This is a genomic window from Terrabacter sp. Root181, assembly GCF_001428505.1.
Classification (GTDB): Bacteria; Actinomycetota; Actinomycetes; order Actinomycetales; family Dermatophilaceae; genus Terrabacter.
Genome location: NZ_LMHU01000005.1, coordinates 193,667 through 218,001, shown reverse-complemented (window position 1 = coordinate 218,001; position 24,335 = coordinate 193,667). Strand labels below are relative to the sequence as shown.

The window sequence follows — 24,335 nt, the reverse complement described above, 5'->3', positions numbered from 1 at the left end:
GCGCGTTCTCCTTCGGTTGGACAGGGGCGTGGTCTAGGGACTCGCGGCCGTGGCGATGGCGACGGCACGACGCCAGGCCGGGAGCATGAGTGCCGCGCCGACGAGGAAGCAGGCGGCGCCCCAGAAGGTCCCGGCAACGGCGACATGCGCGCCCAGCAGCGCGTCGGTGCTCGGCACGACGAAGCTGGCGAGCGCCGAGGCCATGAAGAGCACGGAGCCGAGCATGTTGAGCCAGGCGATCCGCCACGGGAACGACTGGGGCTGGAGGCTGAGGAACCGGTCCGAGACCGCGAGCACGGCGCAGGCGCTCGACACGAGGAAGAGCACCGACCCGTAGAGGTCCGGGCGCCACACGTAGCGGTCGGACTCGGCCGCTGTCGCATTGTGGGCCAGGGCGGCGATGGTGCTGATGTTGAAGAACAGCGTGCCGGGGAACTGGACGACCGCGGCGAGCCAGTTGCGGTCGTGCGGCAGCCAGCCCCACAGACGCACCCGGACGGGCTGGTGCTGGGTGACCTCGTCGACGGCGGTCGTCGAGGGGCTCTGCGACTGCACGAGCTGGCAGTACGAGGCGCTGGTGAAGAAGACCGAGCCGACGACATAGGTGACGCCATCGACCCATCCCCCGACGGCATTCAGATAGGCAGGCACGGAGCCCAGCACGAAACACGCCGAGCCGGCCATGAAGAGCCCGGCGATCGCCGCGTTCAGGCGTGCTGGTCGCACCCTCATCCTCGGCTCGCCCCCGTCGACGGGTCGGTGGCTCGTCCGGAGCCGGCGTCCGGGGCCGCTGGTCGCGCCGACACCCCTGCCTCTGGTGCCCCCGACGCCGGCAGCACTGCGGTGACGACGAACGCCACGACCACCGCGACGACCACCTGGGGCGTGATGGTGAGTCCGTCGGTGCCCATCAGCACGGTCGCGAGGAGCACGGAGGTGAGGGGCAGCCGGAGCATGGCACAGCACATCGCGCCGATACCCATGCCGATGGCGGGGGCCAGGTCCATGCCGGGCAGGCCGCTCAGGACGATGCCCAGCACGGCCCCGAGGAACATCGACGGGAACACGGGGCCACCGCGGAAGGCGCTGAGCGACAGACCGTAGGCAAGCGCCTTGAACAGCCCGAGCAGCAGGAGCACGCCCAGCGAGTAGCCCCCGGCATTCGCGACGAGCTCGGGCAGGGCGTCCTGCCCGGAGAACAGCACCTGGCTGAACTCGTGTCCGGTGGTGACCTGGTAGGCGGTGGCACAGAGGCCGATGAGCAGGCCCAGGCCCACGGTCACCGGCACCCGGTTGCGGTGCACGAGGGGCCGCACGGTCAGCCCGAGCCGTCGGATGGCCCAGCCGAGCAGGGCCCCGAGGATGCCGACCGGCCCCGCCCACAGCAGAGACGCGAGCGTGGGCGTGACCGCCGGAGGCACGGTCGTCAGCGCGAACGAGAAGGTGCCGAGCCCCGTCCAGACGTCCAGCCCCACGAACACCAGGGCTCCGATGCCGGACGCGAGAAGGCCGGGCAGGGCGACCAGGCTGAGGGTCGCCCCGGCGATGCCGGCCGCCTCCATGATGAGGAAGGCACCCAGGAGGGGTGAGCCGAGCAACGTGCTCACGGCGGCGAAGCTGCCGGCCGACGCCATGACCGTGACCGCCATCGGTGGGGCATCCTTCTTCGCCAGTCGCACCGCGAGGGCCGCCAACCCACCGCCGATCGCGATGAGCGGCGCCTCCGGGCCGAGCACCGCGCCGAGGCTGAGCGTGGCCAGCGCCGCGAGCACGATGCCAGGGAGGTCACGGCTCGCGGCCGGGCCGGATCCGGTCGTGAAGCCGAGCGCCGGTGAGTGACCCGCCGTGCCCGGCAGATGGCGGATCGTCAGGGACACCAGCAGTCCGCTGAGCATCAGCCAGGGCAGCGGCCACCAGGCCGGGGTGCCACCCTCGAAGAGGCCCGACGGAAGGTCGTCGAAGAGGTACGCCTGGAGCGCCCCTGTCAGCGCCAGGAAGCCGTAGGCGACGGCCGAGATCGGGACACCGAGCAGCGCCGCGAGCAGCAGGGCGGACAGATAGGCCCTGGATCGGACGATGCTCGCCGGATCGACGTCCGTCGGGGAGCCGGGTGGCACGGCCGCGTCAGTCACTCGGTCTGCCTCCTCGCGCGGGGTCCCGCGCTCGGGCGGGACGTGCGGGACGTCCGTCCCGCCCAACATAGCCCGGCTCCAGGCCCGGCGCCGATGATCAGCCAGGACCGCGCGGGCCGGGCTGCCGGCGCAACCGCGCGCTGCCGCGATCCGGAAGGATGCCGGCACGCGCCGCCTCGCGCCGCACCGTGTCGCTCAGCCGCTCGAGCTGAGCCGACGGCAGCCGCCACCGCTGCCAGTAGAGCTGGACGTCGACGTGGTCACGCGCGCCGAGGCGCACGAGCTCGCCGGAGTCGAGCAGAGGTGCCAGCTGCGTCGTGAGGAGCGCGCCCCAGCCGAGCCCGGATCGGACCGCCGCCACGAAGCCGCCACCGTCGGGCACCTCGTGCGTCGGCGGCGCACCGGTGACGCCGTGCCGGTCGAGGATGCGCTGCTGGATGTCGTCCTTCTCGTTGAATCGCACGAGTGGCATTGCAGCCCAGTCGATCCCGCGTCCGCCACGATGCCGCTCGAGGAGCCGAGGTGTCGCGGCGGGCAGGTAGCGCATCCTCACGAGTGGCTCGGTCGAGCAGCCCTGCACCGGCGTCGGGTCGGAGGTCACGGCGCCGAGCACCTCACCCGAACGCAGCAGCCGGGCCGAGTGGTCCTGGTCCTCGACCCGCAGCCGCAGCACGACGTCGTCCCAGGCGGCCGCCTCCGCCAGCACGGCGCATAACCACGTCGACATCGAGTCAGCGTTGACGACGATCGGCAGGTCGATGCGGGGCCGGCCGTCGGTGGCGAGAGACGCGAGCGCCTCCGACTCGAGCAGGCTCTGCTGCCGCGCGAGCCGGACGAGGGCCTCCCCGGCCGACGTGGGTCGGCACGGGGTGGTGCGCACGACGACGACCTGGCCGAGCTCCGCCTCGAGCGCCTTGACCCGCTGGCTCACGGCGGAGGGCGTCACGTGCAGCCGACGAGCGGCGGCGTCGAAGGTCCCCGTGTCAACGATGGCGAGCAGGGTCGCGAGGTGCTCGGGCTGGAGCCTCATGAAGCCATGCTAATGATGCTGTAGGAACTGTCGCTTCACTGAAGTCTCCCATCGGCCTACCGTCGAGGGCGTGACCTCCTTCCTGCCCGGCTTCCTGACCATGGCCTCGCTCATCGTGGCCATCGGCGCGCAGAACGCCTATGTGCTCCGCACCGGTCTCGCGCGCCACCACGTCGGGCTCGTCGTCGCCGTCTGCGCGCTGAGCGACGCGGTGCTCGTCGCCGCCGGGGTGCTCGGCGTCGGCGGTCTCGTCACGGCCCACCCGGGACTGCTGACCGTCGTGCGATGGGTCGGGGCGGCATACCTCGTCGGCTACGGCGTGCTGTGCCTGCGCAAGGCGCGCCACCCCAGAGGTCTGGAGGTCGGCGGCACCCAGCGGTCGCGGAGCGGGGTGCTCGCGACCGTGCTCGCGCTGACCTGGCTCAACCCGCACGTCTACCTCGACACCGTGCTGCTCGTCGGGTCGCTCGCCAACCAGCACGGCCCCGACGGACGGTGGTGGTTCGCCGCCGGGGCCGCCGTGGCCAGCGTCGCGTGGTTCACGTCGCTCGGCTACGGCGCGCGCCTGCTCGCGCCCCTCTTCGCGCGTCCCGCCACGTGGCGCGTCCTCGACGTCGTGATCGCCGTCGTCATGTTCACCATCGCCGTCACCCTCCTCCTCGGCTGAGGTAGTCCGGCATCGGATCCTGAGGTAGGAGGACGGCAGGGATAGGGAGGTCGTCCGATGTGGGGGTCTACCTCAGCGGCCGAGTCTGGAGGAGTCCAGAAACGGCACGAGCAGAGGAAAGACCATGATCACCCAGTACATCGACTTCCGCACCGTCCAGGTCGAGATCGAGTCCCGCTACCCGCAGCGTCGTCGCGTCCGCCGCGACTCGTCGCTCGAGATCATGCGCCGCACCCTGGCGCGGATCTCCCGAGAGGAGAACAACCCGGGCCGCACGCGGTGACAACGGCGACGCGACCCGTGTCGCCAACCGTCCCGCTGCTGTCGGCGGAGTACGCGATGATTCCGCGTATGCCGCTCAGCACCGGCCCCCTCATCGGGCGGGACACCGACCTGTCCCACCTCGCCGACGCCATCGGACTGCGCCCGACCCCGGGTGGCCAGCCCGGTGGCGTCGTCGTGCTGTCGGGCGACGCCGGCATCGGCAAGTCGCGGATCGTCGGCCAGCTCGTCGCCGACGCCACCGCGGCCGACTGGTTCACCGCGGTCGGCCACTGCGTCGGCCAGGCCGGCAGCAGCCTCGCCTACCTCCCGTTCGTCGAGCTCGTCGGCGCCATCGACGCGGGCCACCCCGAGGTCGTCGAGCGCGTGCTCGACACGCACCCCAGCCTCGGCCACCTGCTCCCGGGGCGCGCCGAGGCCCACGACCTGGAGCGCGCCGGTCGGGCCACCGACCCCGGCCAGGTCGCCGAGGCCGTCCACGCCCTGCTGTCGACGCTCGGCGACGCGCAGCCGTCGCTCGTCGTCGTCGAGGACGTCCACTGGGCCGACCACTCCTCGCGTGACCTCATCACCCTCCTGCTCACCCGCGGCTTCGCCCACGCGGTCGGGCTCGTCGTGACCTACCGCTCCGACGACCTCTATCGCCGCCACCCCCTCCACGAGACGCTCGCCGTGTGGGCGCGCATCGCGGGGCTCGAGCACGTCGAGCTCGCCCCGCTCCCCGACGACGCCGTCCGAGAGCTCGTCTCCGGCATCGAGGGAGCCCCCACCGACGACGAGACGAACGCCGAGATCGCCCGCCGGTCCGCGGGCAACCCGTTCTTCGCCGAAGAGCTCGTCGCGAGCGCCGCCGCAGGGCAGGCCCTGACCGGCGGCCTGAGCCGGGTGCTCCGAGCCCGCGTCGAGCAGCTCGACGACACCGCGCAGCACGTGCTCAGGGCGATCGCCCTCAAGGGCGGCCAGTTCATCGGCCACGACCTCCTCTCGCGGGTCGTCGCCCTCCCCGACGAGACGCTCGAGGCGGCGCTCGCCGCAGCCGTCGAGCACCACGTGCTCGAGGCCAGGTGGCCGCCGGCCTACACCTTCCGCCACGCCCTTCTCGGCGAGGCCGTCGCCGACAGCCTCCTCCCGGGTGAGCGCCTCCGGCTCCACCGGGCGTATGCCGCCGTGCTGGCCGAGCGCCCCGAGCTCGCCCCCGCGTCCGAGCTCGCCCGCCACGCCGCCGCGGTGGGTGACCTGCCGACGGCGGTCCGGGCGAGCCGGGCGGCGGCCGAGTCGGCCATGGCCGTCGGCGGCCCGCAGGAGGCGCTGCTCCTCCTCGAGCGAGCCCTCTCCTGGATCGACGAGGACGACCCCGAGCGCGACGAGGTGACCCTCCGGGCCTCGCGCGCGGCGATGGTCGCCGGCGAGCCGATCCGGGCCATGGACCTCCTCCGCGACCGCCTCGACCACCCGGGCACGGCCCAGGAGCCGGGTGCGCGCGCCGACCTGCTCGGGGCGCTCGTCATCCGGTCGCGCGTCCTCGACCTGCCGATCGACTCCGTCGCGCTGACCGACGAGGCCCTGTCGCTGATCGGTGAGGAGGCCGACGAGCGCCGGGTTCGCGTGCTCGTCGCCCGCGTGCAGGCGCTCGTCGACCACGGCTCGTTCGTCGAGGCCGCCGTGGTCGGCAACGAGGTGTCGCTGCTCGCGGAGCGGCTCGGCATGGGCGGCGCGCTCGCCGAGGTGCGCACGATCATGGCCCGCGTCCTCGAGGCGCAGGAGGACCTCGACTCGGTCGAGACGCACCTGCGGTCGGTCGTGGCCGACATCGACCCCGACGACCCCCTCCTGCTGCGCGCCCTGCACCAGCTGGCCTCGCTCGCGCACCGGCGCGGTGACCTGCCCGGGTCGCTCGCGCTCTACGACCGCGGCGCCGACGTCGCGCGGCGGATGCACCGCGAGTGGGCACCGTGGGGACAGGAGTGCCGCCTCCTCGGCGGGCTCACGGCATACGAGCTCGGCGACTGGGACGGCGCGACCCGGCGCCTCGACCTCGCGGGCCGCCCGGCACCGCAGCCGGGGCGCACGATCTTCACCGCTGCCGCCCTGCTCGTGCACGCCGGTCGGGGTGAGCCGGTCGACCCCGACCTCATCGGCGCGCTGCGGGAGTGGTGGCCGGTCGACGGACTCTGCGTCGTCCTGACGACGATGCCGGCGGTCGACGTGCTCGGCGAGGCGGGCGACCTCGCCGGGATGCTCGACCTGACCGACGAGGCGGTCCGCTTCCTCGACGCGGCATGGGGCGAGTACCACGCCGTCGTGCGGCTGGCCGCGCTCGTGGCGGGGCAGGCCGCGGCGCTCGTGCCGCGCGCCGACCCCGCGCTGCGGGCTCGGGCCGTCGCCCTCGTCGACGAGCTCGCCGACCGCGCACGGCTCATCAGCGAGCTGCGTCCCGCGGTCGAGAAGGCGAGCCGCCCGAAGTTCGAGCGTGCGGCGGTCGAGTCGCTCGAGGACACGAGCCGCGAGACCTGGGCCTGGACCGCCCGGCTCGAGGCCGAGGTGCTCCGGCTGCAACGGGTCGCCGGGGTCGAGGACCCGCCGCCGGTCGACGAGCTCGTCGAGGCGTGGCGCGAGAGCGTCGCGGCGTTCGAGCGCTACGGGCACGTCTTCGAGACCGCCCGCTCACGGGCGCGACTCTCCGAGGCGCTGCGGGCGGCGGGCGACGACGCCGGCTACCGCGCGGTCGCCGAGCAGGCCCGGGAGGTCGCGGTCCGGCTCGAGGCCAAGCCGCTGCTCGCCGAGCTCGACGCAGTGCGCCCAGGTGGTGCCACACCCGACCTCACACCGCGCGAGGTCGAGGTGCTGGCGCTGCTCGCGCAGGGCCTGACCAACGGCCAGATCGGCAAGCAGCTCTACATCAGCACCAAGACCGTGAGCGTCCACGTCTCCAACCTGCTCGCCAAGCTCGGTGCCTCCGGCCGCACCGAGGCGGCCGCCATCGCGCGACGACGCGGACTCGTCTCCTGACCCCCGGGAGGTGACCTCCGGGCTGCTGGCACCCAGCAGCGCGACGGCGTCGATCCGCGCCGCCGCGGGACGGGCCGCACCCGACGTGCTCGAGTCGCTCGGCGTGGACCCGTCACTCGGGCTGGGGGCCGGCGAGGTCGAGCAGCGACGGATCGCCTTCGGCCCGAACGCGATCGCGACCCACCACGCGCGCGTCCTCACGGTCCTGTGGCACCAGCTGAACTCGCCCCTGCTCGGCCTGCTCGTCGCCGCGACGGCGTCGTCCTTCGTCGGCGAGCAGGGGGACGCCGTCATCATCGGCATCATCGTCATCGCCTCCGTGGGGCTCGGGTTCGTCAACGAGTACCGCGCCGAGAAGGCGGCCGCCTCGCTCCACGCGCAGGCACCCACGAGGCCGTCGTGCTGCGCGGAGGGGCGTTCGGCCGCGTCGACGTGACGACGCTCGTGCCGGGGCACGTGGTCGAGCTCAGCCTCGGGGAGGTCGTGCCGGCCGACATCCGCCTCGTCTCGGTCGTCCGGCTCGAGTGCGACGAGTCGGTGCTGACCGGGGAGTCCCAGCCCGTCCCGAAGTCCACCGAGCCCGTGGCCGAGACGGCCACGCTCGCCGAGCTCTCCGGCTGCGCGCTCATGGGCACGGTCGTCCACGCCGGCAGCGGCCGGGGCGTCGTCGTGGCCATCGGGTCGCACAGCTGTCCCGATCCGGCTGGTTCGTCGAGTCGCTCGCCACCCAGAGTCTTGTCATCTTCGCCATCCGGACGCGGACGGTCCCCTTCTTCCGGAGCCACCCGAGCCTGCCGCTGACGCTGGCCGCCCTCGGCGTCGTCCTCGTCGGCGCGGTGCTGCCGGCCAGTCCGCTCGCGGCACCCCTCGGCTTCGCCCCGCTTCCCGGCGGCTTCTTCGCCGCACTCGTCGTCATGGTCATCGGCCACCTCGTGCTCGTCGAGCTCGGCAAGCGGTGGTTCTACCGCGCCGCCGCGACCCCGCCGACCGGCGCTCCCACCGACCTCGGCACCCGGTTCGTCCGGCGCCGCGCCGCGCGGTTCAGCGTGGCGGCCCCTCCGGTGCGACCCCTCAGGCGGCGGCGCCCTGGAGGACCTCGGCCCCCGGCCGCGACCGGCGCAGACCCGGTGTGAGGGCGAGCGAGACGACCACCGAGGCGACCGCCATGACCCCCATCGCGTGCGCGGCGGCGACCGGTCCCATCCCCAGGGCGCTCGCCACCGCACCCCCGAGCAACGCCCCGAGGGCCTGACCGACCATGAGGCCCGTGCCCTGGAGCCCGAAGACCTGCCCCCGAGCCTGACCGTCGGTGTGGGTCACCAGCCGCTCCTGCAGGGGCAGGCTCGCGGAGTAGCCCACCGACGCCACGAAGGCGAGCGCGGCGGCATACGGCAGCGACGGGACGGCGAAGAACGCGAGGTAGGGCACGGCGAGCAGCAGGCGCAACGGGCCGATGAGGCGGTCGCGGACCGCGACGGCGAGGAAGCGGCCGACGACGACGTCGCCGAGCAGCATGCCGGCGGCGGTGACGGCGAAGAGGTAGCCCGCGCGCTCGCCCGCGAACGGCACGAAGAGCGCCTCGCACCCGACGATCAGGCCGTTGGGGACCCACAACGTCAGGTAGATCGGGCGGATGACGCGCGACCCGAGCAGCGCCCGGTTCACCTCGCGGGTCCGGCGCACGAGGGACGCGCCTGCATGCCGCGGCGGGTGGTCGGAGAGGCCGAGGCGGAGCAGCACCACGGCGACGAAGAGGGCCGCCGCCGAGCCGAGGAAGAGCTCGGTCGTCGTGAAGGTGATGAGGAGCAATCCACCGATGCCGTAGCCGACGATCTGCATGCCGCCCACCGCGATGTTCATCGTCGCCCGGCCGAGGATGAAGCCGTCGGGCGGGAGGATGTCGGAGACGAGCGCCATCATGCTGCCGCCGAGGGCCGAGGTGATGAGCGGGCCGACGGCGAGCAGCGCGAAGCGCCAGCCCCACGCGAGACCGGGGAGCGCCTGGAGCAGGTCGGTGACCATCGTCGTCGTGAAGACGAGCAGCAGCGCGGTGCGCGGGCGGACCAGGTCGGAGCCGGAGCCGAAGAGGGTCTGGCCGACGATCCGCATGAGGGGCGCGCCGAACATCGCGAGGGCCGTGAGGACCGGCGACCCCGTGGCGGCGAAGGTGATGGTGCCGAGCGCGAGGGACGCGACGGCATACGACCCGATGTTGATGCACTGGACGAGGAAGAGGACCCGGAACTCACGGATGGCGAACAGCTGGCGGTAGGTCTTCACTTGCTCCACCCTGACGGCTCGGGCCGTCGCCCACTAATCTTTCGGACGGAGGCGAAACATGGGAACGTGGCGGATCTCGGCCGACCTGCTGGCGCGGAGCCGCTTCGTCGTGTCCCCACGCATCGAGACGGTCGCCGCCCTCAACGACCTCGTGCGTCCGAGTGACGCCGCGGGCCGGGCCTTCGCGGCAGCCCACCGCGAGTCCTTCGAGGCGATGCTCGACGAGCACCCGGTGCGGCGGGCCGTCCTCGAGCACAGCTGGCGCCGGGGGTGGATCTCCGACTGGCTCGCACTCCCGCCCGACGGTCCGGGCCGCAGTTTCGCCGACGAGGTCGACGACGTGCGAGCCTTGGGGGACAAGCGAGTTCGCGCTCACCTGCGCGAGAGCAGCCCCGAGACGTCCCTGCCACGCAGCCTGAGCCGACCGGGCACGGCCGAGCACGCAGCCCAGCTGCTCGAGTGGGTGTGGACCCACGCGCTCGCCACCGACTGGGCGCGTCGGGAGCGCATCCTGCGCGCCGACATCGTCTCGCGCACGGCTCGCCTCGCGACCCACGGCTGGGCAGCCGTGCTGCGCGACCTCGGCCGCGACCGCGAGTGGCTCGGCGACGGGCAGCTGCGGATCAACCGCTACGACCTGCCCTCACGCGTGCTCGACGACGACGCCGACCTCTACTTCGTGCCCGCGCACGGGACCGCGACGTGGGTCGGCTGGGACCTCCCACGCCGCTACGCCATCTACTACCCCGTGACCGGAGCGCTCGCCGAGGTGGACGGCCAGGCCGACGACGGGCTCGAGCGGCTCGTCGGTGTCGCCCGCGCCCGGCTGCTGCGCAGCCTGGACGGACCCTCGAGCACGAGCGCGCTCGTCGCCCGCACGGGTATGCCGCTCGGCTCGGTCGGCGACCACCTCAAGGTGCTGCTCGCGTCCGGCACGGTGCTGCGCCGACGGTCTGGACGCGAGGTGCTCTACTGGCGCACCTCCCTCGGCGACGCCCTGGTGGCGTCCGGCCGGGGAGTCCTCCCCATGTACCGCAACGCCGCCCGCCCCTAGCGTCGGCGCTGCGGACGCGCCCGCGTCCACGCCACCGACACACGCTCAGGGGTAGTCATGTGTGAGCTCCACGAAACCACCGGTCCCGCCGTCGGCCGCCGCACGCTGATCCGCGGCGCGGGCGGCCTCCTCATCGGGGGCGGGCTCGTCGCCGCCACGGCGACCGCCGCTCAGGCCGCGACGTCGCAGAACGGCTGGCCGGCCGGATCGTCGTCCGTCGTGCCACTCAGCACCCTGTCGGTCGGGGCCGCGACCTTCCCCGCCGGCGTCCGCCGGGGCGACGTGCACGTCGTGCTCGGCTACGTCGCGCGTCGGTTCAACAGCGAGGTCGAGGCGCTCGTCAAGGGCTGGTGCTGGGGCCACAGCTACCGCGTCATCTCGGGCAGCACGTCGCTGTCGAACCACTCGAGCGGCACGGCCATCGACCTCAACGCGCCGCGCCACCCGCTCGGCACGTCCGGCACCTTCACGGCGACGCAGCGCTCGCACATCCGCTCGATCCTCAGCTCCTGCAACGGAGTGGTCCGCTGGGGCGGCGACTACTCGGGCCGCAAGGACGAGATGCACTTCGAGATCAACGTGCGCCCCGGCGACGCCCGGCTCGCGGCCCTCGCCCAGCGCATCGGCGGTGGGGTCGGCACGCCGACACCCGCGCCGATCGCCTGGACGACGGTCAGGCGCGGCGCGAGCGGCTTCCGCGTGACGGCCATCCAGCACCTGCTGCGCCAGCGCGGCTTCAGCCTCACCGTGGACGGCTCGTTCGGCCCGACCACGCAGAGCCGCGTCATCTCCTTCCAGCGCTCCAAGGGCCTCGCCGCCGACGGCGTCGTCGGCCCGAAGACGTGGTCGGCGCTCGTCGTGTCCGTCAAGCGCGGCTCCACCGGGCAGTCCGTCGTCGCGGCGCAGAAGCTGCTGACGCACCGCGGCTACACGCTCACGGCCGACGGCGTCTTCGGCGCGATGACGGCGACGAAGACCCAGGCCTTCCAGCAGTCCCGCGGCCTCACGGCCGATGGGGTCGTGGGGGTCCGCACCTGGGCCAGGCTCACCGCCTGACGCGTCCGACCGGCCTGGGAGCCGGCGTGCAGGAGCCTCGGGGTGAACATTCACCCCGGGGCTCTTCTCAGGCGACCGCCGCGGGTTTAGCGTCGCTCGTGTTCCAGCCATTCAACGAAGAGGGGCACGGCACATGGCAGAAGACTGGGCAGCAGACGTCAGGAAGTACGCACCCGACGCCGACGACGCCGCGATCAAGGGCATCGTCCGGCACTGCGGCATCGCACTGCAGAAGCGCGACTCGGCACTCGTGGCGTTCACCGACAAGGCCGAGACCGACCGCGTCCGCGACGGCTTCATGAAGAAGAAGCTCGCACTCACCGACTCCGACGCCGACCTCGACGCCTCACTGGCAGAGGTCGGTCAGGTGCTCAAGGGCGACCACACGAAGAACCGCGTCACCGTCTACTACCTGCTGGCCGAGAAGTACGGGAAGCTCGACCTCTTCCGCTGACCGAGGTTCGCGACCCGTGCGGGCGCGGGTGTGCCGCGGCCACTGCAACGACACACCCGCGTCAAAGGTTCACCGCCCGACCCTCGATTTCTGGGCGGCCGTGCGCCCAGCATGGAGGATGGACAACCACAACGCCGTGCACCATGGCACTCCTTCGCGTCGCCTCGTCCTCGGCTCGGCCGCTGCCGTCGCCGTCACCGCCCTGACCACTCCCGTCGCCTCCGCCGAAGAGCGCCGCGGGGGCGGCCTCCCGTCGAGCATCGACCTCCCGGTCGGGACCCGCCCCGAGGGCATCACGTCCGGTCCGGGTCCCTCCTTCTACGTCGGGTCGGTCGCCGACGGGCGCATCGTCACCGGCGACCTCCGCACCGGTGCGGTCCGCACCCTGCTCGCCCCGGAGGCCGGCAGGTCGCTGCGCGGCCTCTACTTCGACCACCGGACCGGGCTCGTCTGGGCGGTCGGCTCCCTCGGCACCGTCGGACACGTCTGGGCCGTGGACGCCCGGTCGGGTGCCGTCGTCGGCGACACGGTCGTCCCGGGTGCGGGCTTCCTCAACGACCTCGTCGTCACCCGCCAGGCCGTGTGGGCCACCGACTCGAACGTCGACCGCCTCACCGTCGTCCGGCTCACCCGCCAAGGCCGTCCCTCCGGCGCCCCGGCCGAGTTCGTGGCCCTCACCGGCGACTGGCCGACCAGCCCTCCGAACACCTTCAACGCCAACGGTATCCGCGCCCTCCCCCATGGACCCGTCGTGCTCAACCACAGCCGGGTGGGCGGGCTCTGGCAGGTCGACCCGGGGTCGGGCGTGGCCCGTCCCATCCCCGTCACCGGAGGACCCCCGATCACGAGCGGCGACGGGCTGGAGCTCGTGGGCCGGACGCTCTACAACGTGCGCGGGAGCGGACCGCAGGACGTCAGCGTCGTGCGGCTGCGCCGCGACGGCGGCGGATGGCGGGCCCGGTGGGTCGCCACGCTCACCGACGCCGCGCTCGACGTCCCGTCGACCGCGACGGCCGCCCTCGGGTCGCTGTGGGTCGTCAACGCGCGCTTCGGGATCCCCTCGCCCGACACCGCGCCCTTCTGGGTCACGCGCCTCCCCACCGCTTGACGACTGCGTATGCCGTCGGGTCCCCCTGCGCGCGAGGGTGCACAGGACCATGGACCCGGCGGCAGTGCAGGCGCACACTGGATGGATGGACACGCGCCGCAGCAGGCTGACCCGTCGGAGCGCCCTGACCGCCGTCGCGGGCTCGGCACTCGTCGCCCTCACGGCTCTGGCCGGATCGACGGCCGCCGCCGCACCTCGGGCGGTGACCCCTGCCGCCCCTGTCGTCACGACGTCATTCGCGGACGTGCGCCTGCCGTCCGCGTCGACCCCGCACCAGGTGGCCACCCGGGCCGGGTCGTGCAGCGTCTCGATGATGAGCGACCTCTGAGGCCCTGACAGCCCGGCTTCACGGCCAGGCGTCGGGCCAGGTCGAGCGTGCGCTCACGTACGGTGCGATGAGGTGCACGAGTCCCGGATCCGCCTGTCCCGCAAGCACGTGCGAGGCGATCCGTCGGGCGGCGCCGGCGAGGAAGTCGGCCATCTGCACCCGCGGGTCGTGCTGCGAGTCGACGAAGCTGATGCCCTCGAGCGCGTCCGAGGACCCGTCGGCGGTCGCTCCGACGGCCGCGCGGATCGCCGCGTCGGTGAGCGTCGCCTGCACGTCGTGGACCACCCAGAGGGGGCGACCCGCCGCACCCCAGTGGCGCAGGACCTCGGCGAGCGCCGGCACGATCGGGTCGAGCGCCCCACGTCCGCGCGCCACGAGCACGAGCAGGCTCTCGGGGTCGGCGGGGACGCCGGCGGGCAGGTCCGGCGCGACGTCGACGAGGTCGGCGAGGCCGGTCCGGAGGGCGCACGCACTCGCCGCAGCCTCGTCGAGCGAGCGGGCCCGCACGACGTCGTTGAAGTCGGCGAGCACGGCCTCCCAGCCGTCCCTTCCCAGCCGACGCATCGCCGTCCGGTGCAGCACCTCGGCCCGCCGGGCGAGGTCGGGACCCGCAGCGGACTCCCCGTCGAGCAGGAGCACCATGCGTCCGGTCAGGTGCAGCGCCTTGTCGGTGAGGTGGACGTGGGCGTGACCGAGCAGCGGGCCGTCCTCCCCGAGCAGCCAGTCGAGCAACCGGCGGTTCTGCGGCCGCAGGACGACGCTGGCCTTCACCTCCGTCGCGGGTGAACGGGCCTCGACGCGCACCCGCTCGATCGTGGCGAGCGCGGCCTCGGTCGTCACGTCGACGCTCGCGTGAGCGAAGGTGTCGGTGCTGCCGTGGACGAGCTTCTCCCCCTCCGAGCCGGACTCGTCGCACGCCACCTCGAGGAGGGTGGTGGGGCGCGTCGGCGCGGAGGACGGCATACCCCCATCCTGTGGGCGCGCGGGGGCGCGGCCAAGCGACTTTGCGACGACAGGGCACGATTCGGTCACGGCCGTGGGGGACGAGCTCGCACTGGGTACGTCGCGTCAGTTCTGACCCGAGCCGCGAGCCGGGTCGCCGACCCCCGCGAGGAGCACGCCATGACGACGCCGCGCCGCACCACGCCCCGAGAGTGGATGAACCGCCTCGAGGCGACGCTCGAGGCCTTCGACGAGACGGGTGGCCACCGCGTCCTCAGCCAGGTCTTCGACGAGCTCGGCGTCGAGGACGCCCTCTCGCACGTCGTCCTGCCCTATCTCCACGAGGTCGGCGAGCGCTGGTCGACCGGGTCGATCGGCGTCGCCCAGGAGCACGTCGCGAGCAACGTCCTGCGCTCGCGGCTCTCCGTGCTCATGGGTGCCGGCGAGCGTCCCGAGGGGCCGCTCGCCGTGCTCGCGTGCATGCCGGGCGAGCACCACGAGTTCGGTCTCATGGCGACCTCGATCGTGCTCTCGCGCCTCGGCTGGCGCACCTGCTACCTCGGTGCCAACACGCCCACCGCCGAGCTCGCCATGACCTGTCGCACCCTCCGGCCGGCAGCCGTCGTCGTCGCGGCACACCGGGCCACCGCCTTCGCCGCCAACGCGCCGGCCCTGCGCCGCGTCGCGAAGTCCACGACGGTCCACCTCGCGGCCCCCGGCGCCACCGCCGACGTCGCCGAGCTGTGCCACGCCAGCCGTCTCGACGGCGATCCCGTCCGGGGTGCCCGCACCCTGCACGAGGACCTCGGCGTGCCCCGCTCCCTCATCGACGAGTCCACGGCAGTCTGATCGCGCGCCGGTGTCGCACCGACGCACCCGTCCACGGCTCGCGTGACCTGCACGGCGATAGGCTCGTTTGCCGTGCCCAGCCACCGTGATCCGCAGGACCCGACCGATGGAGCTCCCATGAACGCAGGACCGACCGGCCCCCAGGACCTCGTCGAGCAGGTCGGTTCGGAGCCCACGGAGGGCGAGGGGCGCCGGGGCCGCGACCAGCGGATCGGGCTCGTCTTCGCCGGTATCGCGGCGGCTGCCCTCCTCGTCGGCGGCCTCATCGCCGTGGTCCTCAGGATGGCCGGCTGAGCGCGGCGAGCGCGACCGGCCGCCCCGACCGGGCGACGAACTCCTCGAAGGCCCCGACCGTCGGGTCGTGGGCGGGGTTGCGCACGATCACGCCGATGGTCCGCTGCGCCTGGGGGTGGTCGAGCCGGACGGGCACGACGTCACCCTCCGGGGCGAAGTCGGGCAGGATCGCGACACCGAGGCCCGCGCCGACGAGTCCCCTTGCGGTGTGGACGTCTTCGGCCTCGAAGGCCACGCGTAGCGGCACGCCCACACCGGCGTAGATCTCCTCGACGCGTCCGCGCAGGCCGAAGCCGGTCTTGAGGACGATGAGCTCGTCGCGTCCGTCGGCGGCGAGACGCTCGACCGAGACCGAGCCGGCACCAGCGGCCGGGTGCGAGCGGTGGACCGCGACGACGAGCGGCTCGTCGTAGAGCACCGTCGTCGACGCACCGGGCAGCTCCGGGGGCGACGCGACGAGCGCGACCGTGCAGCGTCCGGCCTCGACGTCGTCGAGGGCCTTGCGCCGTGAGCCCTGAGCGAGCTCGAACCGGACCCCCGGGAAGCGGTCGCGGAAGCGTCGGATGAGCGCCGGGACGACGGCCTCGCCGAGCAGGGTCTGGAAGGACAGGCCGACGGTGCCGTGGCCGACGACGCTCGACCGGGTCACGACGTCGACGCCGCGCTCGAGCGCCCCGACACCCTCCTGGGCGAAGGGCAGCAGCGCGCGGCCGGCCGCGGTCAACGCGATCCCACGGCCGTCGCGCTCGACCACGGGCGTGCCGAGGAGGTCGCCGAGCCGGGCGAGGGCCCTGCTGACGGTGGGCTGCGGCATACCGAGGACGGCCGCCGCGGTCGTCACCTGCCCCACCTCGGCGACGACGACGAAGACGGGCAGCAGCCTGACGACGGCGCGGAACTCGGCAGATCTCATGCCCAGAGCGTATGAGTCGAGCCGGTGGTATGCATTGGTGCGGCCCGCCAGCCGCGACCTAGCGTCGAGCGCATGACCTGGGCCGGACACCTCCCCGCGAGCCGCGAGTACCGCCGCATCCTCGTCGGGCTCGGCGCCGCGGGCATCGCGACCTTCGCGCAGCTCTACTCCCCGCAGGGCCTGCTCCCCACCCTTGCCCGCGGCCTCCAGGTCAGCCCCGCCGACGCCGCACTGTCCGTCTCCCTCGCGACCCTGGGCGTCGCCGTCGCCGTGCTGCCGTGGTCGTGGGTCGCCGACCGGGTCGGCCGGCTGCGGGCCATGCAGGTCGCCATCGTCGCCTCGACCGTGCTCGGCGTCGCCGTCGCGCTCGCGCCCGGGATCGAGGCCCTCCTCGTCCTGCGGCTCGTCGAGGGCATGGCGCTCGGCGGGCTCCCGGCACTCGCCGTCACCTACCTCCACGACGAGGTGCACGCCCGCCACACGGCGGCCGCGGCGGCTGCCTACATCTCTGGCACGACCATCGGCGGCGCGGCCGGACGGCTCATCGCCGGACCCCTCGCGGGAGTCGTCGGGTGGCGCCCGGCCCTGCTCACCGTCGCCGCGGTGTGTGCCGCCGCGTCCGTCGTCTTCCTGCGCCTCATGCCGCGTCCGCGCGGCTACCGGCCGACGACCGCCGCCACCGCGCGCACCGTCGCCGACGGCATACGCACGAGCCTGCGCGACCCGGCGCTCCTCGCGCTCTATGCCCAGGGCGCCCTCCTCATGGGCGGCTTCGTGGGGGTCTACAACTACCTCGCCTTCCGCCTCGAGGGCCCGGAGTTCGCGCTGCCGGCGACGGTCGGGTCGCTCATCTTCGCCGCGTATGCCGCGGGCACCGTCAGCTCGCGCCTCACCGGCCGCTGGGTGCCGCGTCTCGGACGGCGCCGCGTGCTCGTCGGGGGCACCGTGACCATGGTCGGCGGCGCGCTGCTCACGCTCTCGGGCGCGCTGCCGGTCGTCGTCGTCGGCCTGCTCGTCCTCACGGCCGGCTTCTTCGCCGCCCACGCCACGGCCTCCGCGTGGGTGGGCGCCCGCGCCGCGACCGGCCGGGCCCAGGCGACGGCGCTCTACAACGTCGCCTACTACAGCGGGTCGGCCCTCGTCGGCTGGCTGCTCGGCTACGCCTGGTCGGGTCGCGGGTGGGCGGCCGTCGTCGGCGCCGTGGTCGTGCTCGCCGTCGCCGCCCTGGCCCTCGCGGTCACCGTCCTGCCCGGCCCGACGTCCGGCCCGGAGCGCATCGGCACCGGCGTTACCGCCTCCCCGGAGGCTCGCACGGTGCATGCTGTCCCGCATGAACGACGGTCCGGTGGGGGGACCACGTAGGGCGGACATCCAAGGCCTCCGGGCCGTGGCCGTGACCGCCGTGATCGCCTTCCACCTCTTCGGCTGGCCGAGCGGCGGCTACCTCGGGGTCGACGCCTTCTTCGTCGTGTCCGGATTCGTCATCACCGGGGTCCTCGTCCGCGAACGGGAGCGATCGGGACGGATCTCCCTGCGTGCCTTCTGGATCCGCCGGGCGCGGCGCATCCTGCCCCTCGCGCTGCTCGTCATCGCCGCGGTCGTCGCGATCGCGCCGTGGGCGTGGGCCGGCGCCAAGGTCGCGTCGATCCACACAGATGCACTGTGGGCGATGCTCTTCGCCGCGAACTGGCACTACGCCGCCCGCGCCGACACCTACTTCGACGCCGGCTCGGCGCCGTCGCCGCTGCTGCACTACTGGTCCCTCGGGGTCGAGGAGCAGTTCTACGTCGTGTGGCCCCTGCTCGTCGTGCTCGCCGTCGCCGTCGCGGGCGGCATCCGCCGGCACCGGACCGCGGTCGCCGTGCTCGCAGCGCTCGTCGGCGGGGCCTCTCTCGTGTGGGCGATCGTGCAGACCACGTCCGACCCGACCACCGCCTACTTCTCGACGCTGACCCGCGCGTGGGAGCTCGCGCTCGGCGCCGCGCTCGCCACGGTGCCTGCGCGGGCCGTGCGGCTGGCTCCCGCAGCCCGCACCGCGCTGTCCTGGGCGGGCCTCGCGACGGTCGTGACGGCATACCTCCTCGTGACGCCGGAGACCGGCGTCCCCTGGCCGGCAGCGCTCGGGGTCGCGCTGGGGACGGCGCTCGTGCTCGTCGCGGGGATCGGCGCGGCGGCACCCGCTGCGGTGCTGCTCACGAACCCGGTGAGCGGCTACCTCGGCGACATCTCCTACGGGCTCTACCTCTGGCACTTCCCACTCGTCGTGCTCGCCCCGGTCGTGCTCGCGACCGCGGGGGCGACGAGCGCGGCGATCGTCCTCGCCGGGACGCTGGCGCTGGCCGTCATCTCGCACCACCTCGTCGAGCGCCCGGTCCTCGACGCGCCGCGGGTACGGCGGCGCGGCATGCTCGGTGCCGCCCTGGCGCTCGTGCTGCTCGTCGTCGGGGTCGGCGGCGCGGCATCGGCCCGCCCGGACCTCTTCGGGGGTGGGACCGTCGTCGCGGCCGACGACCCGGACGGCGCGGTGCCGCCCCCGGCCGGCGAGGTGCCCGACGCGACGGCGACGACCGAGGCGCCGTCGCCCTCTGCGACCACGCCCGCCCCGTCGCCGACGACCTCCGCCAAGGCCACCGCATCACCGAGGCCCACGCCTACGGGCTGGCAGCCGATCCCTCCGGGCAGGACGGGAACCCGCATCGAGAACGGTCTGCGTGGGGCCCTCGCCTCGGGCTCGTGGCCGGCCGACCTCAACCCCTCGCCGGACCAGTGGCAGACGACCGCCGACCAGCGCGCCGCGATGAGCGCCTGCGTCGCCACCGACGCCGAGGACCCCGAGTCGTGCACCTTCGGCAACCGCTCCGGTCCCGAGATCATCGTCTACGGCGACTCCATCGGCTTCCCGCTCCTCGCGACCGTCGAGAAGGCCTACGGCAAGACCTACAAGGTGCGCGGGATGACGAAGATCGCGTGTGCCGTCAACGGCGTCGACGCCAACTACGGCAAGGACGAGTGGGCGGTCCCCTGCGTCAACCACCGCAAGATGGTCCTCGACTACGTGCGGCGAGTGAAGCCGAAGGTCCTCATCATGACCGAGACCTACTCGTGGGCGGTGCGGCTCAAGTCCAGGGCGAAGGGCACGGCGTCGGCGAAGGAGTGGCTCGCCGCCGACCAGGCCTTCGTCGACTCGGTGCGCGGCAGCGTCGGCACCGTCGTCATCGTCGCGCCGTCGATGCCCGGTGTCGCCTTCCTCGACTGCTACCGGCCGGGTGCGTCGCCGGGACGGTGCGTCACCGGCATCCCGACGTGGTGGGCACGGACGCGCGACGTGGAGAAGAAGGTGCAGGGGGCGGTCTTCGTCGACACGACCCACTGGTACTGCGTCGACGGGCGCTGCCCCATCTTCACGACGACGACGGGGACGGTGCTCAAGGGCGACTACCTCCACACGTCGGTGCAGTACGCGCGCCAGCTCGCCCCCGACCTCGCCTACCTCCTCAGGGCGTCCGGCGTCAGGCTGTGAACGCCGTGACGGGCAGGTCGCGCTCGTCGTCGGTGCGATGGCCTCCGGACGCGCGCTCCGCTCGAGAATGCGGCCAACTGCCCGAAAGAGGACCCATTGTGGGTAAGTTCGTCACCATCGTGCCGGGGGGCGCGCGACACGGGGGAGACGAACAGCATGACGAGACGGCACGGGTCCGACGACGACCGCGAGCTCATGGCACCGCACGAGGTCGCTCGCATCTTCCGGGTATCCCCGGCCACCATCACGCGCTGGGCGCGCGTCGGCCTCCTGCCGTCGACCCGGACGCCCGGCGGCCACCGGCGCTTCGAGCGGGCCAACGTGCTGGCGCACCTCGAGCGGCTCGTCCGCGAGGGTGACGCCGACCGCACCCGCAGCTCGGGGGGCGAGGCCTGACCCCGGGCAGCGGGCGCTGGGCACCGGACACGCGCACCCGTCGACACGGCATACGCCCGTCCACCCGGGTGTGGGAGGTGTCGGTCATGATGTGCGAGTCATGACGCGATGGACTTCCCAGCAGGTGGCCGGCCTGGCTCCCGACGCATCGTCGCTGGCCGCTGCCCGCAGACTGGCGCGCCCGGGCCCGTGGTCCGACACCGGGTCCACCGAGACGCTGCTCTGGGGCAAGTGCCAGGGCTCCGGCAAGACGCCCTACCAGGTGAGCATCGACCTCACGGGCCCTGCCTTCCGGTGCTCGTGCCCGAGTCGCAAGTTCCCGTGCAAGCACGGGCTCGCGCTCCTGCTGCTGTGGGTCGACGGGTCGGGCTCGGTCGCGGATGCCGCCGAGGCGGCGGGGTTCGCGCTGGAGTGGGCGGCCGAGCGGTCGGCGCGTGCAGGGGCGAAGGCCGCGGGGGACGCCGCGCGCCCGACGCGGACGCCTGACCCCGTGGCGGCGGCGAAGCGGCTCGAGGAGCGGCTCGCCCTCATGGACGACGGCATGGACGACTTCGCGCGCTGGCTCACCGACCTCGCCCGCAGCGGCACGGCGGCCGCGCGCCACCAGTCCTACGCGTGGTGGGACGGCACGGCCGCGCGCCTCGTCGACGCGCAGCTGCCCGGGCTGGCCGACGACGTGCGCTCCGTCGGCGGCGCCGTGAGCGGGCGACCCGACTGGGCCGAGCGCCTGCTCGTCGCCCTCGGCCGGTGGTGGACCGCCACCCGGGCCTGGTCCGCCCGCGCGTCACTCGACGAGGCGCAGCTGGGCGACCTGCGGGCCTACCTCGGCTGGTCGACGACCACCGAGTCGGTGCGCCGGGCCGACGCCGTGACCGACCGCTGGCTCGTCCTCGGTGCCCACCGCACCGACGACGGCCGCCTCCAGCAGCAGCGGACCTGGTTGCGCGGCGCCGCGACCCGCGAGACGGTGCAGGTGCTCGACTTCGCGGCGGGGGGTCAGGTGCTTCCGGTCGCGCGCGTCGTCGGCTCGAGCCTCGACGCGACCCTCGCCCGCTACCCGGGCGCCGCGGTGCGCCGGGCCCTCTTCGTCGACGAGCCCGCCGTCGCCGACAGCGGCGTCGGTATGCCGTCCGGTGCGTCGCTCGAGGACGCGCGGTCGGCGGCGGCCGAGGCCTGGGGCCTCAACCCGTGGGCGCGCCGCATCCCCGTGGTCCTCTCCGACGTGCGGGTCGGCGTCGACCGGGTCGTCGACGGGGACGGGGCGAGCGTGGCGCTCACCGACGACGCCGACGTGTGGTCGCTGCTCGCCCTGACCGGGGGCGGTCCGGCGCGCCTCTTCGGCGAGCTCGAGGAGTCGCGGCTGCGGCCGCTCACGGTCGTCGTCGACGGCGAGGTGGTGGGCCTGTGAGCGACCTCGACACGTGGTGGCGCGACGTCGGCAACGCGGCGCTCCTCGGCACGGCGCGGCGACCGGTGCCACCGCTGCCCGATCTCGGCCGGGCCGGGGTGCTGGCCTCCGCTGAAGGGAGGCCCCGCGAGGAGGCCCTCCTCGACGCCGCCGCGCTCGGAGGTGCGGCCCTGCGGGCCGGGCGCCGCCTCGAGCACGCCGACCCACCCGACGCGGCGCCCGACGACCGGCGTCCCGTCGCCCCTCGACTGGCCGTGCAGCTCCTCGAGCTCGTCATGACCCAGCCGCCGGCCGGGGCGGCGCAGCGCACCGGTCTGCTCGTCCACTGGCTGCAGGCCGCCGACGACTCCGGCTGCCGCGTGCCGCACGCCCTGTTGCCGACGCTGCTCGCCCTGGCGACCGGGGCGCGCGAGCTGCGCCGCCCGACGGCCGCGGTGCTCGACGAGCGTGGACGCTGGCTGGCGGGTCTGCGCGACGAGTGGTCGTGGGTCGAAGGGGCGGCGGCGGGCGCCGAGGCGCGCACCGCCTCTCGCACCGAGGGCACGCCGCCCGACCCGGACGAGTGGGCGCGACTGCCCTCGCCCGATCGCATCGCGGTGCTCGCCGGGGTCCGCGCCCACGACCCGGGAGCGGCCCGCGAGCTGGTCCGCCTCACGTGGTCCACGGACTCGGCGCGGGACCGTCGCGCACACCTCGAGGCGCTGCGCATCGGGCTCGGCCCCGACGACGAGTCCCTCCTCGAGGTCGGCCTCGACGACCGTGCGGGCACCGTGCGCGAGGCCGCGGCCGAGCTGCTCGACGCCCTGCCGGACTCGGCCCGGGCCGCCCGCATGGCCGCCCGGCTGCGTCCCCTCGTCCGACGCACCGGTCTGCTCGGCCGCGGCGTCGAGGTGACGCTGCCCGACGAGCCCGACCCGGCTGCACTGCGCGACGGTCTCGGCAAGCCCCCGCCCCGACGCTCTGCACGTGGGTGGTGGCTCGAGCAGATCTGCGCGGGTGCCCCGCTCGACATCTGGGTCGAGCTGGCCGGCGCCGACCCGTCAGCGACCCTCAAGCGGCTCACCGACGCGCAGGCGACGGACGTGCTGGCCGGCATACGCCGTGCGGCGCGCTCCCGCCGCGACCCCGAGTGGGCGGCCGCGCTGCTCGAGCGCGGCTGGGACGCCGCGCTCGTGCCCGCGCTGCCCCGCGAGCCGCGCGAACGCGTCGTGCTGAGGCGTGTCGACGCCACGTCCGAACGCGCCCACGAGATCGGGGCGGTCGTCGGCTCGGTCGACCCGCCCTGGTCGGCCGACTTCAGCGTCGCGCTCGTGTCCCGCCTGCGTGCGTCGAAGGTCGGGTCGACGATGGTCGTCGCGTCGATGCCGCACCTGCTCGCCGGGCTGCACCCCGCTGCCCTCGACCCCCTCGAGCGCTGGATCGAGTCGACCGGGGCCGACCAGATCCTGCTGACCAACCTCCGTAACCTGCTCCAGTTCCACTCCGTCAAGCGATCGATCACCGAGGCCTTCAGATGAGCGAATCCCCCTCTCCCACCACGGTCCTGCGGGCACACGCGGAGGACGAGTACGCCGCCGAGCTCGCTGCCCTCGCCGCGTCGGACGACCGGCCGCGGCCGCCGCGCTGGCGGCTGTCGCCGTGGGCGGTGACGACCTACCTCCTCGGCGGCACGCTCGACGACGGCACGGAGATCACGCCGAAGTACCTCGGGTCGCGACGGCTCATGGAGGTCGCCGTGGCCTCCCTCGCCACCGACCGGGCGCTGCTGCTCCTCGGCGTCCCGGGCACGGCCAAGACGTGGGTCAGCGAGCACCTCGCCGCCGCGGTGAGCGGGTCGTCGACGCTCGTCGTCCAGGGCACGGCGGGCACGCCCGAGGAGTCGCTGCGCTACGGCTGGAACTACGCGCGGCTGCTCGCCGAGGGGCCGACCCGCGGTGCGCTCGTCCCGAGCCCGGTCATGCGGGCCATGGAGATGGGCACGCTCGTGCGCATCGAGGAGCTGACGCGCATCCCGGCCGACGTCCAGGACGCCCTCATCACGATCCTCTCGGAGAAGCACCTGCCGATCCCCGAGCTCGACTCCGAGGTGCAGGCACAGCAGGGCTTCAACGTCATCGCGACGGCCAACAGCCGCGACAAGGGCGTCAACGACCTGTCGTCGGCCCTCAAGCGCCGCTTCAACACCCTCGTGCTGCCCCTCCCCGACACCCTGGCGCAGGAGGTCGAGATCGTGCGCACCCGGGTCGACTCCCTCGGCCGGTCCCTCGAGCTGCCCCCGGGGCTCGAGTCCCTCGCCGAGATCGAGCGCGTCGTCACGATCTTCCGCGAGCTGCGCTCCGGCGTGACCGCCGACCAGCGCACGACCGTGAAGTCACCCTCGGCGACGCTGTCGACGGCCGAGGCCATCTCGGTCATGACCAACGGGCTGTCGCTCGCCGCCCACTTCGGCGACGGCGTCGTCCGCGCCGACGACGTCGCGGCCGGCCTCGTCGGGGCGGTCGTCAAGGACCCGGTCCAGGACCGCATCGTCTGGCATGAGTACCTCGAGACCGTCGTCAAGGACCGCACCGAGTGGACCGACCTCTACCGCGCGTGCCGCGAGCTCGGCTGAGC

At 73.9% G+C, this 24,335-nt stretch carries 25 protein-coding genes; 19 read left to right on the top strand and 6 right to left on the bottom strand.

All coding sequences use genetic code 11. The features are described 5' to 3' along the window. Positions 1 to 33: 33 nt before the first annotated feature. The 3 genes from ASD90_RS09905 to ASD90_RS09895 all read right to left on the bottom strand — a co-directional run bounded on the left by ASD90_RS09905 (position 34) and on the right by ASD90_RS09895 (position 3,162). Positions 34 to 732 (bottom strand): hypothetical protein, encoded by a 699-nt coding sequence (locus tag ASD90_RS09905; RefSeq protein ID WP_056755302.1) that lies wholly within the window; start codon positions 730 to 732, stop codon positions 34 to 36. Further along, positions 729 to 2,132, bottom strand: coding sequence for a chloride channel protein (locus ASD90_RS09900; RefSeq protein WP_056755301.1), 1,404 nt, complete (start codon positions 2,130 to 2,132; stop codon positions 729 to 731). Before ASD90_RS09900 ends, ASD90_RS09905 begins: the two co-directional genes overlap by 4 nt. Positions 2,133 to 2,229: 97 nt before the next feature. After that, positions 2,230 to 3,162 (bottom strand): LysR family transcriptional regulator ArgP, encoded by a 933-nt coding sequence (locus ASD90_RS09895; protein ID WP_056755298.1) that lies wholly within the window; start codon positions 3,160 to 3,162, stop codon positions 2,230 to 2,232. Between the two features lie 70 nt (positions 3,163 to 3,232). Between ASD90_RS09895 and ASD90_RS09890 the strand changes: the two genes are divergently transcribed. From ASD90_RS09890 to ASD90_RS09870, 6 genes are all read left to right on the top strand, one after another. Next, positions 3,233 to 3,829 carry a LysE/ArgO family amino acid transporter gene (locus ASD90_RS09890; RefSeq protein ID WP_235506528.1) on the top strand — a complete coding sequence of 199 codons (597 nt, stop codon included), beginning with the start codon at positions 3,233 to 3,235 and terminating at the stop codon, positions 3,827 to 3,829. Positions 3,830 to 3,953: 124 nt separating this feature from the next. Then, entirely contained in the window at positions 3,954 to 4,112 is a 159-nt protein-coding gene (locus ASD90_RS23485; RefSeq protein ID WP_157611086.1) for a hypothetical protein, read from the top strand. 68 nt (positions 4,113 to 4,180) lie between these two features. Further along, positions 4,181 to 7,120: a helix-turn-helix transcriptional regulator gene (locus tag ASD90_RS24625; RefSeq protein ID WP_304437901.1), complete on the top strand. Its 2,940-nt coding sequence runs from the start codon at positions 4,181 to 4,183 to the stop codon at positions 7,118 to 7,120. A 10-nt stretch (positions 7,121 to 7,130) separates the two neighbouring features. Next, on the top strand, positions 7,131 to 7,556 hold the full coding sequence (locus tag ASD90_RS23975; protein WP_056755295.1) for a cation-transporting P-type ATPase: 426 nt from the start codon (positions 7,131 to 7,133) through the stop codon (positions 7,554 to 7,556). Further along, a complete protein-coding gene (locus ASD90_RS23970) occupies positions 7,520 to 7,921 on the top strand; it encodes a hypothetical protein (protein ID WP_056755292.1) in 402 nt (133 codons plus the stop codon). Before ASD90_RS23975 ends, ASD90_RS23970 begins: the two co-directional genes overlap by 37 nt. Continuing rightward, positions 7,810 to 8,253, top strand: a complete 444-nt coding sequence (locus ASD90_RS09870; RefSeq protein WP_369793598.1) for a cation transporting ATPase C-terminal domain-containing protein — start codon at positions 7,810 to 7,812, stop codon at positions 8,251 to 8,253. The genes ASD90_RS23970 and ASD90_RS09870 overlap by 112 nt, the downstream gene beginning before the upstream one ends. On the opposite strand, the gene ASD90_RS09865 is transcribed toward ASD90_RS09870, so the two are convergent. Continuing rightward, the gene (locus tag ASD90_RS09865) at positions 8,192 to 9,400 is read right to left on the bottom strand and encodes an MFS transporter (protein WP_056755287.1); all 1,209 of its coding nucleotides are present in this window, start codon (positions 9,398 to 9,400) and stop codon (positions 8,192 to 8,194) included. The genes ASD90_RS09870 and ASD90_RS09865 overlap by 62 nt on opposite strands. Positions 9,401 to 9,458: 58 nt before the next feature. Between ASD90_RS09865 and ASD90_RS09860 the strand changes: the two genes are divergently transcribed. From ASD90_RS09860 to ASD90_RS09840, 5 genes are all read left to right on the top strand, one after another. Beyond that, positions 9,459 to 10,454: a helix-turn-helix transcriptional regulator gene (locus ASD90_RS09860; protein ID WP_056755284.1), complete on the top strand. Its 996-nt coding sequence runs from the start codon at positions 9,459 to 9,461 to the stop codon at positions 10,452 to 10,454. Between the two features lie 57 nt (positions 10,455 to 10,511). After that, the gene (locus ASD90_RS09855; protein ID WP_056755282.1) at positions 10,512 to 11,510 is read left to right on the top strand and encodes a peptidoglycan-binding protein; all 999 of its coding nucleotides are present in this window, start codon (positions 10,512 to 10,514) and stop codon (positions 11,508 to 11,510) included. 133 nt (positions 11,511 to 11,643) lie between these two features. After that, a complete protein-coding gene (locus tag ASD90_RS09850) occupies positions 11,644 to 11,964 on the top strand; it encodes a DUF2853 family protein (RefSeq protein ID WP_056755279.1) in 321 nt (106 codons plus the stop codon). A 118-nt stretch (positions 11,965 to 12,082) separates the two neighbouring features. Next, the gene (locus ASD90_RS09845) at positions 12,083 to 13,072 is read left to right on the top strand and encodes a hypothetical protein (protein WP_056755276.1); all 990 of its coding nucleotides are present in this window, start codon (positions 12,083 to 12,085) and stop codon (positions 13,070 to 13,072) included. 85 nt (positions 13,073 to 13,157) lie between these two features. Next, positions 13,158 to 13,400, top strand: a complete 243-nt coding sequence (locus ASD90_RS09840; protein ID WP_056755274.1) for a hypothetical protein — start codon at positions 13,158 to 13,160, stop codon at positions 13,398 to 13,400. Positions 13,401 to 13,418: 18 nt separating this feature from the next. Here ASD90_RS09840 and ASD90_RS09835 read toward each other — a convergent pair whose 3' ends face one another. Then, on the bottom strand, positions 13,419 to 14,363 hold the full coding sequence (locus tag ASD90_RS09835; RefSeq protein ID WP_082588616.1) for a DUF3800 domain-containing protein: 945 nt from the start codon (positions 14,361 to 14,363) through the stop codon (positions 13,419 to 13,421). Positions 14,364 to 14,522: 159 nt separating this feature from the next. On the opposite strand from ASD90_RS09835, the gene ASD90_RS09830 reads away from it, so the two are divergent. Together ASD90_RS09830 and ASD90_RS23480 are read left to right on the top strand one after the other, a co-directional pair. After that, positions 14,523 to 15,191, top strand: coding sequence for a B12-binding domain-containing protein (locus ASD90_RS09830; RefSeq protein WP_056755271.1), 669 nt, complete (start codon positions 14,523 to 14,525; stop codon positions 15,189 to 15,191). A 117-nt stretch (positions 15,192 to 15,308) separates the two neighbouring features. After that, positions 15,309 to 15,485: a hypothetical protein gene (locus tag ASD90_RS23480; RefSeq protein ID WP_157611085.1), complete on the top strand. Its 177-nt coding sequence runs from the start codon at positions 15,309 to 15,311 to the stop codon at positions 15,483 to 15,485. On the opposite strand, the gene ASD90_RS09825 is transcribed toward ASD90_RS23480, so the two are convergent. Beyond that, a complete protein-coding gene (locus ASD90_RS09825) occupies positions 15,469 to 16,398 on the bottom strand; it encodes a LysR family transcriptional regulator (protein ID WP_056755269.1) in 930 nt (309 codons plus the stop codon). The two genes, ASD90_RS23480 and ASD90_RS09825, sit on opposite strands and share 17 nt — an antisense overlap. A 72-nt stretch (positions 16,399 to 16,470) precedes the next feature. Here ASD90_RS09825 and ASD90_RS09820 point away from each other — a divergent pair, with 72 nt between their 5' ends. From ASD90_RS09820 to ASD90_RS09795, 6 genes are all read left to right on the top strand, one after another. Further along, complete coding sequence (locus tag ASD90_RS09820; protein ID WP_056755267.1) at positions 16,471 to 17,760, top strand: MFS transporter; 1,290 nt, start codon at positions 16,471 to 16,473, stop codon at positions 17,758 to 17,760. After that, the gene (locus tag ASD90_RS09815; RefSeq protein ID WP_082588615.1) at positions 17,717 to 19,918 is read left to right on the top strand and encodes an acyltransferase family protein; all 2,202 of its coding nucleotides are present in this window, start codon (positions 17,717 to 17,719) and stop codon (positions 19,916 to 19,918) included. Before ASD90_RS09820 ends, ASD90_RS09815 begins: the two co-directional genes overlap by 44 nt. Positions 19,919 to 20,074: 156 nt before the next feature. Beyond that, positions 20,075 to 20,314 (top strand): helix-turn-helix domain-containing protein, encoded by a 240-nt coding sequence (locus tag ASD90_RS09810; protein ID WP_056755259.1) that lies wholly within the window; start codon positions 20,075 to 20,077, stop codon positions 20,312 to 20,314. Between the two features lie 100 nt (positions 20,315 to 20,414). Continuing rightward, positions 20,415 to 21,722, top strand: a complete 1,308-nt coding sequence (locus ASD90_RS09805) for an SWIM zinc finger domain-containing protein (protein WP_056755256.1) — start codon at positions 20,415 to 20,417, stop codon at positions 21,720 to 21,722. Beyond that, positions 21,719 to 23,239, top strand: a complete 1,521-nt coding sequence (locus ASD90_RS09800) for a DUF5691 domain-containing protein (protein WP_056755253.1) — start codon at positions 21,719 to 21,721, stop codon at positions 23,237 to 23,239. The genes ASD90_RS09805 and ASD90_RS09800 overlap by 4 nt, the downstream gene beginning before the upstream one ends. Beyond that, positions 23,236 to 24,333: an AAA family ATPase gene (locus ASD90_RS09795; RefSeq protein ID WP_056755250.1), complete on the top strand. Its 1,098-nt coding sequence runs from the start codon at positions 23,236 to 23,238 to the stop codon at positions 24,331 to 24,333. Before ASD90_RS09800 ends, ASD90_RS09795 begins: the two co-directional genes overlap by 4 nt. The last annotated feature ends 2 nt before the right edge of the window (positions 24,334 to 24,335 follow it).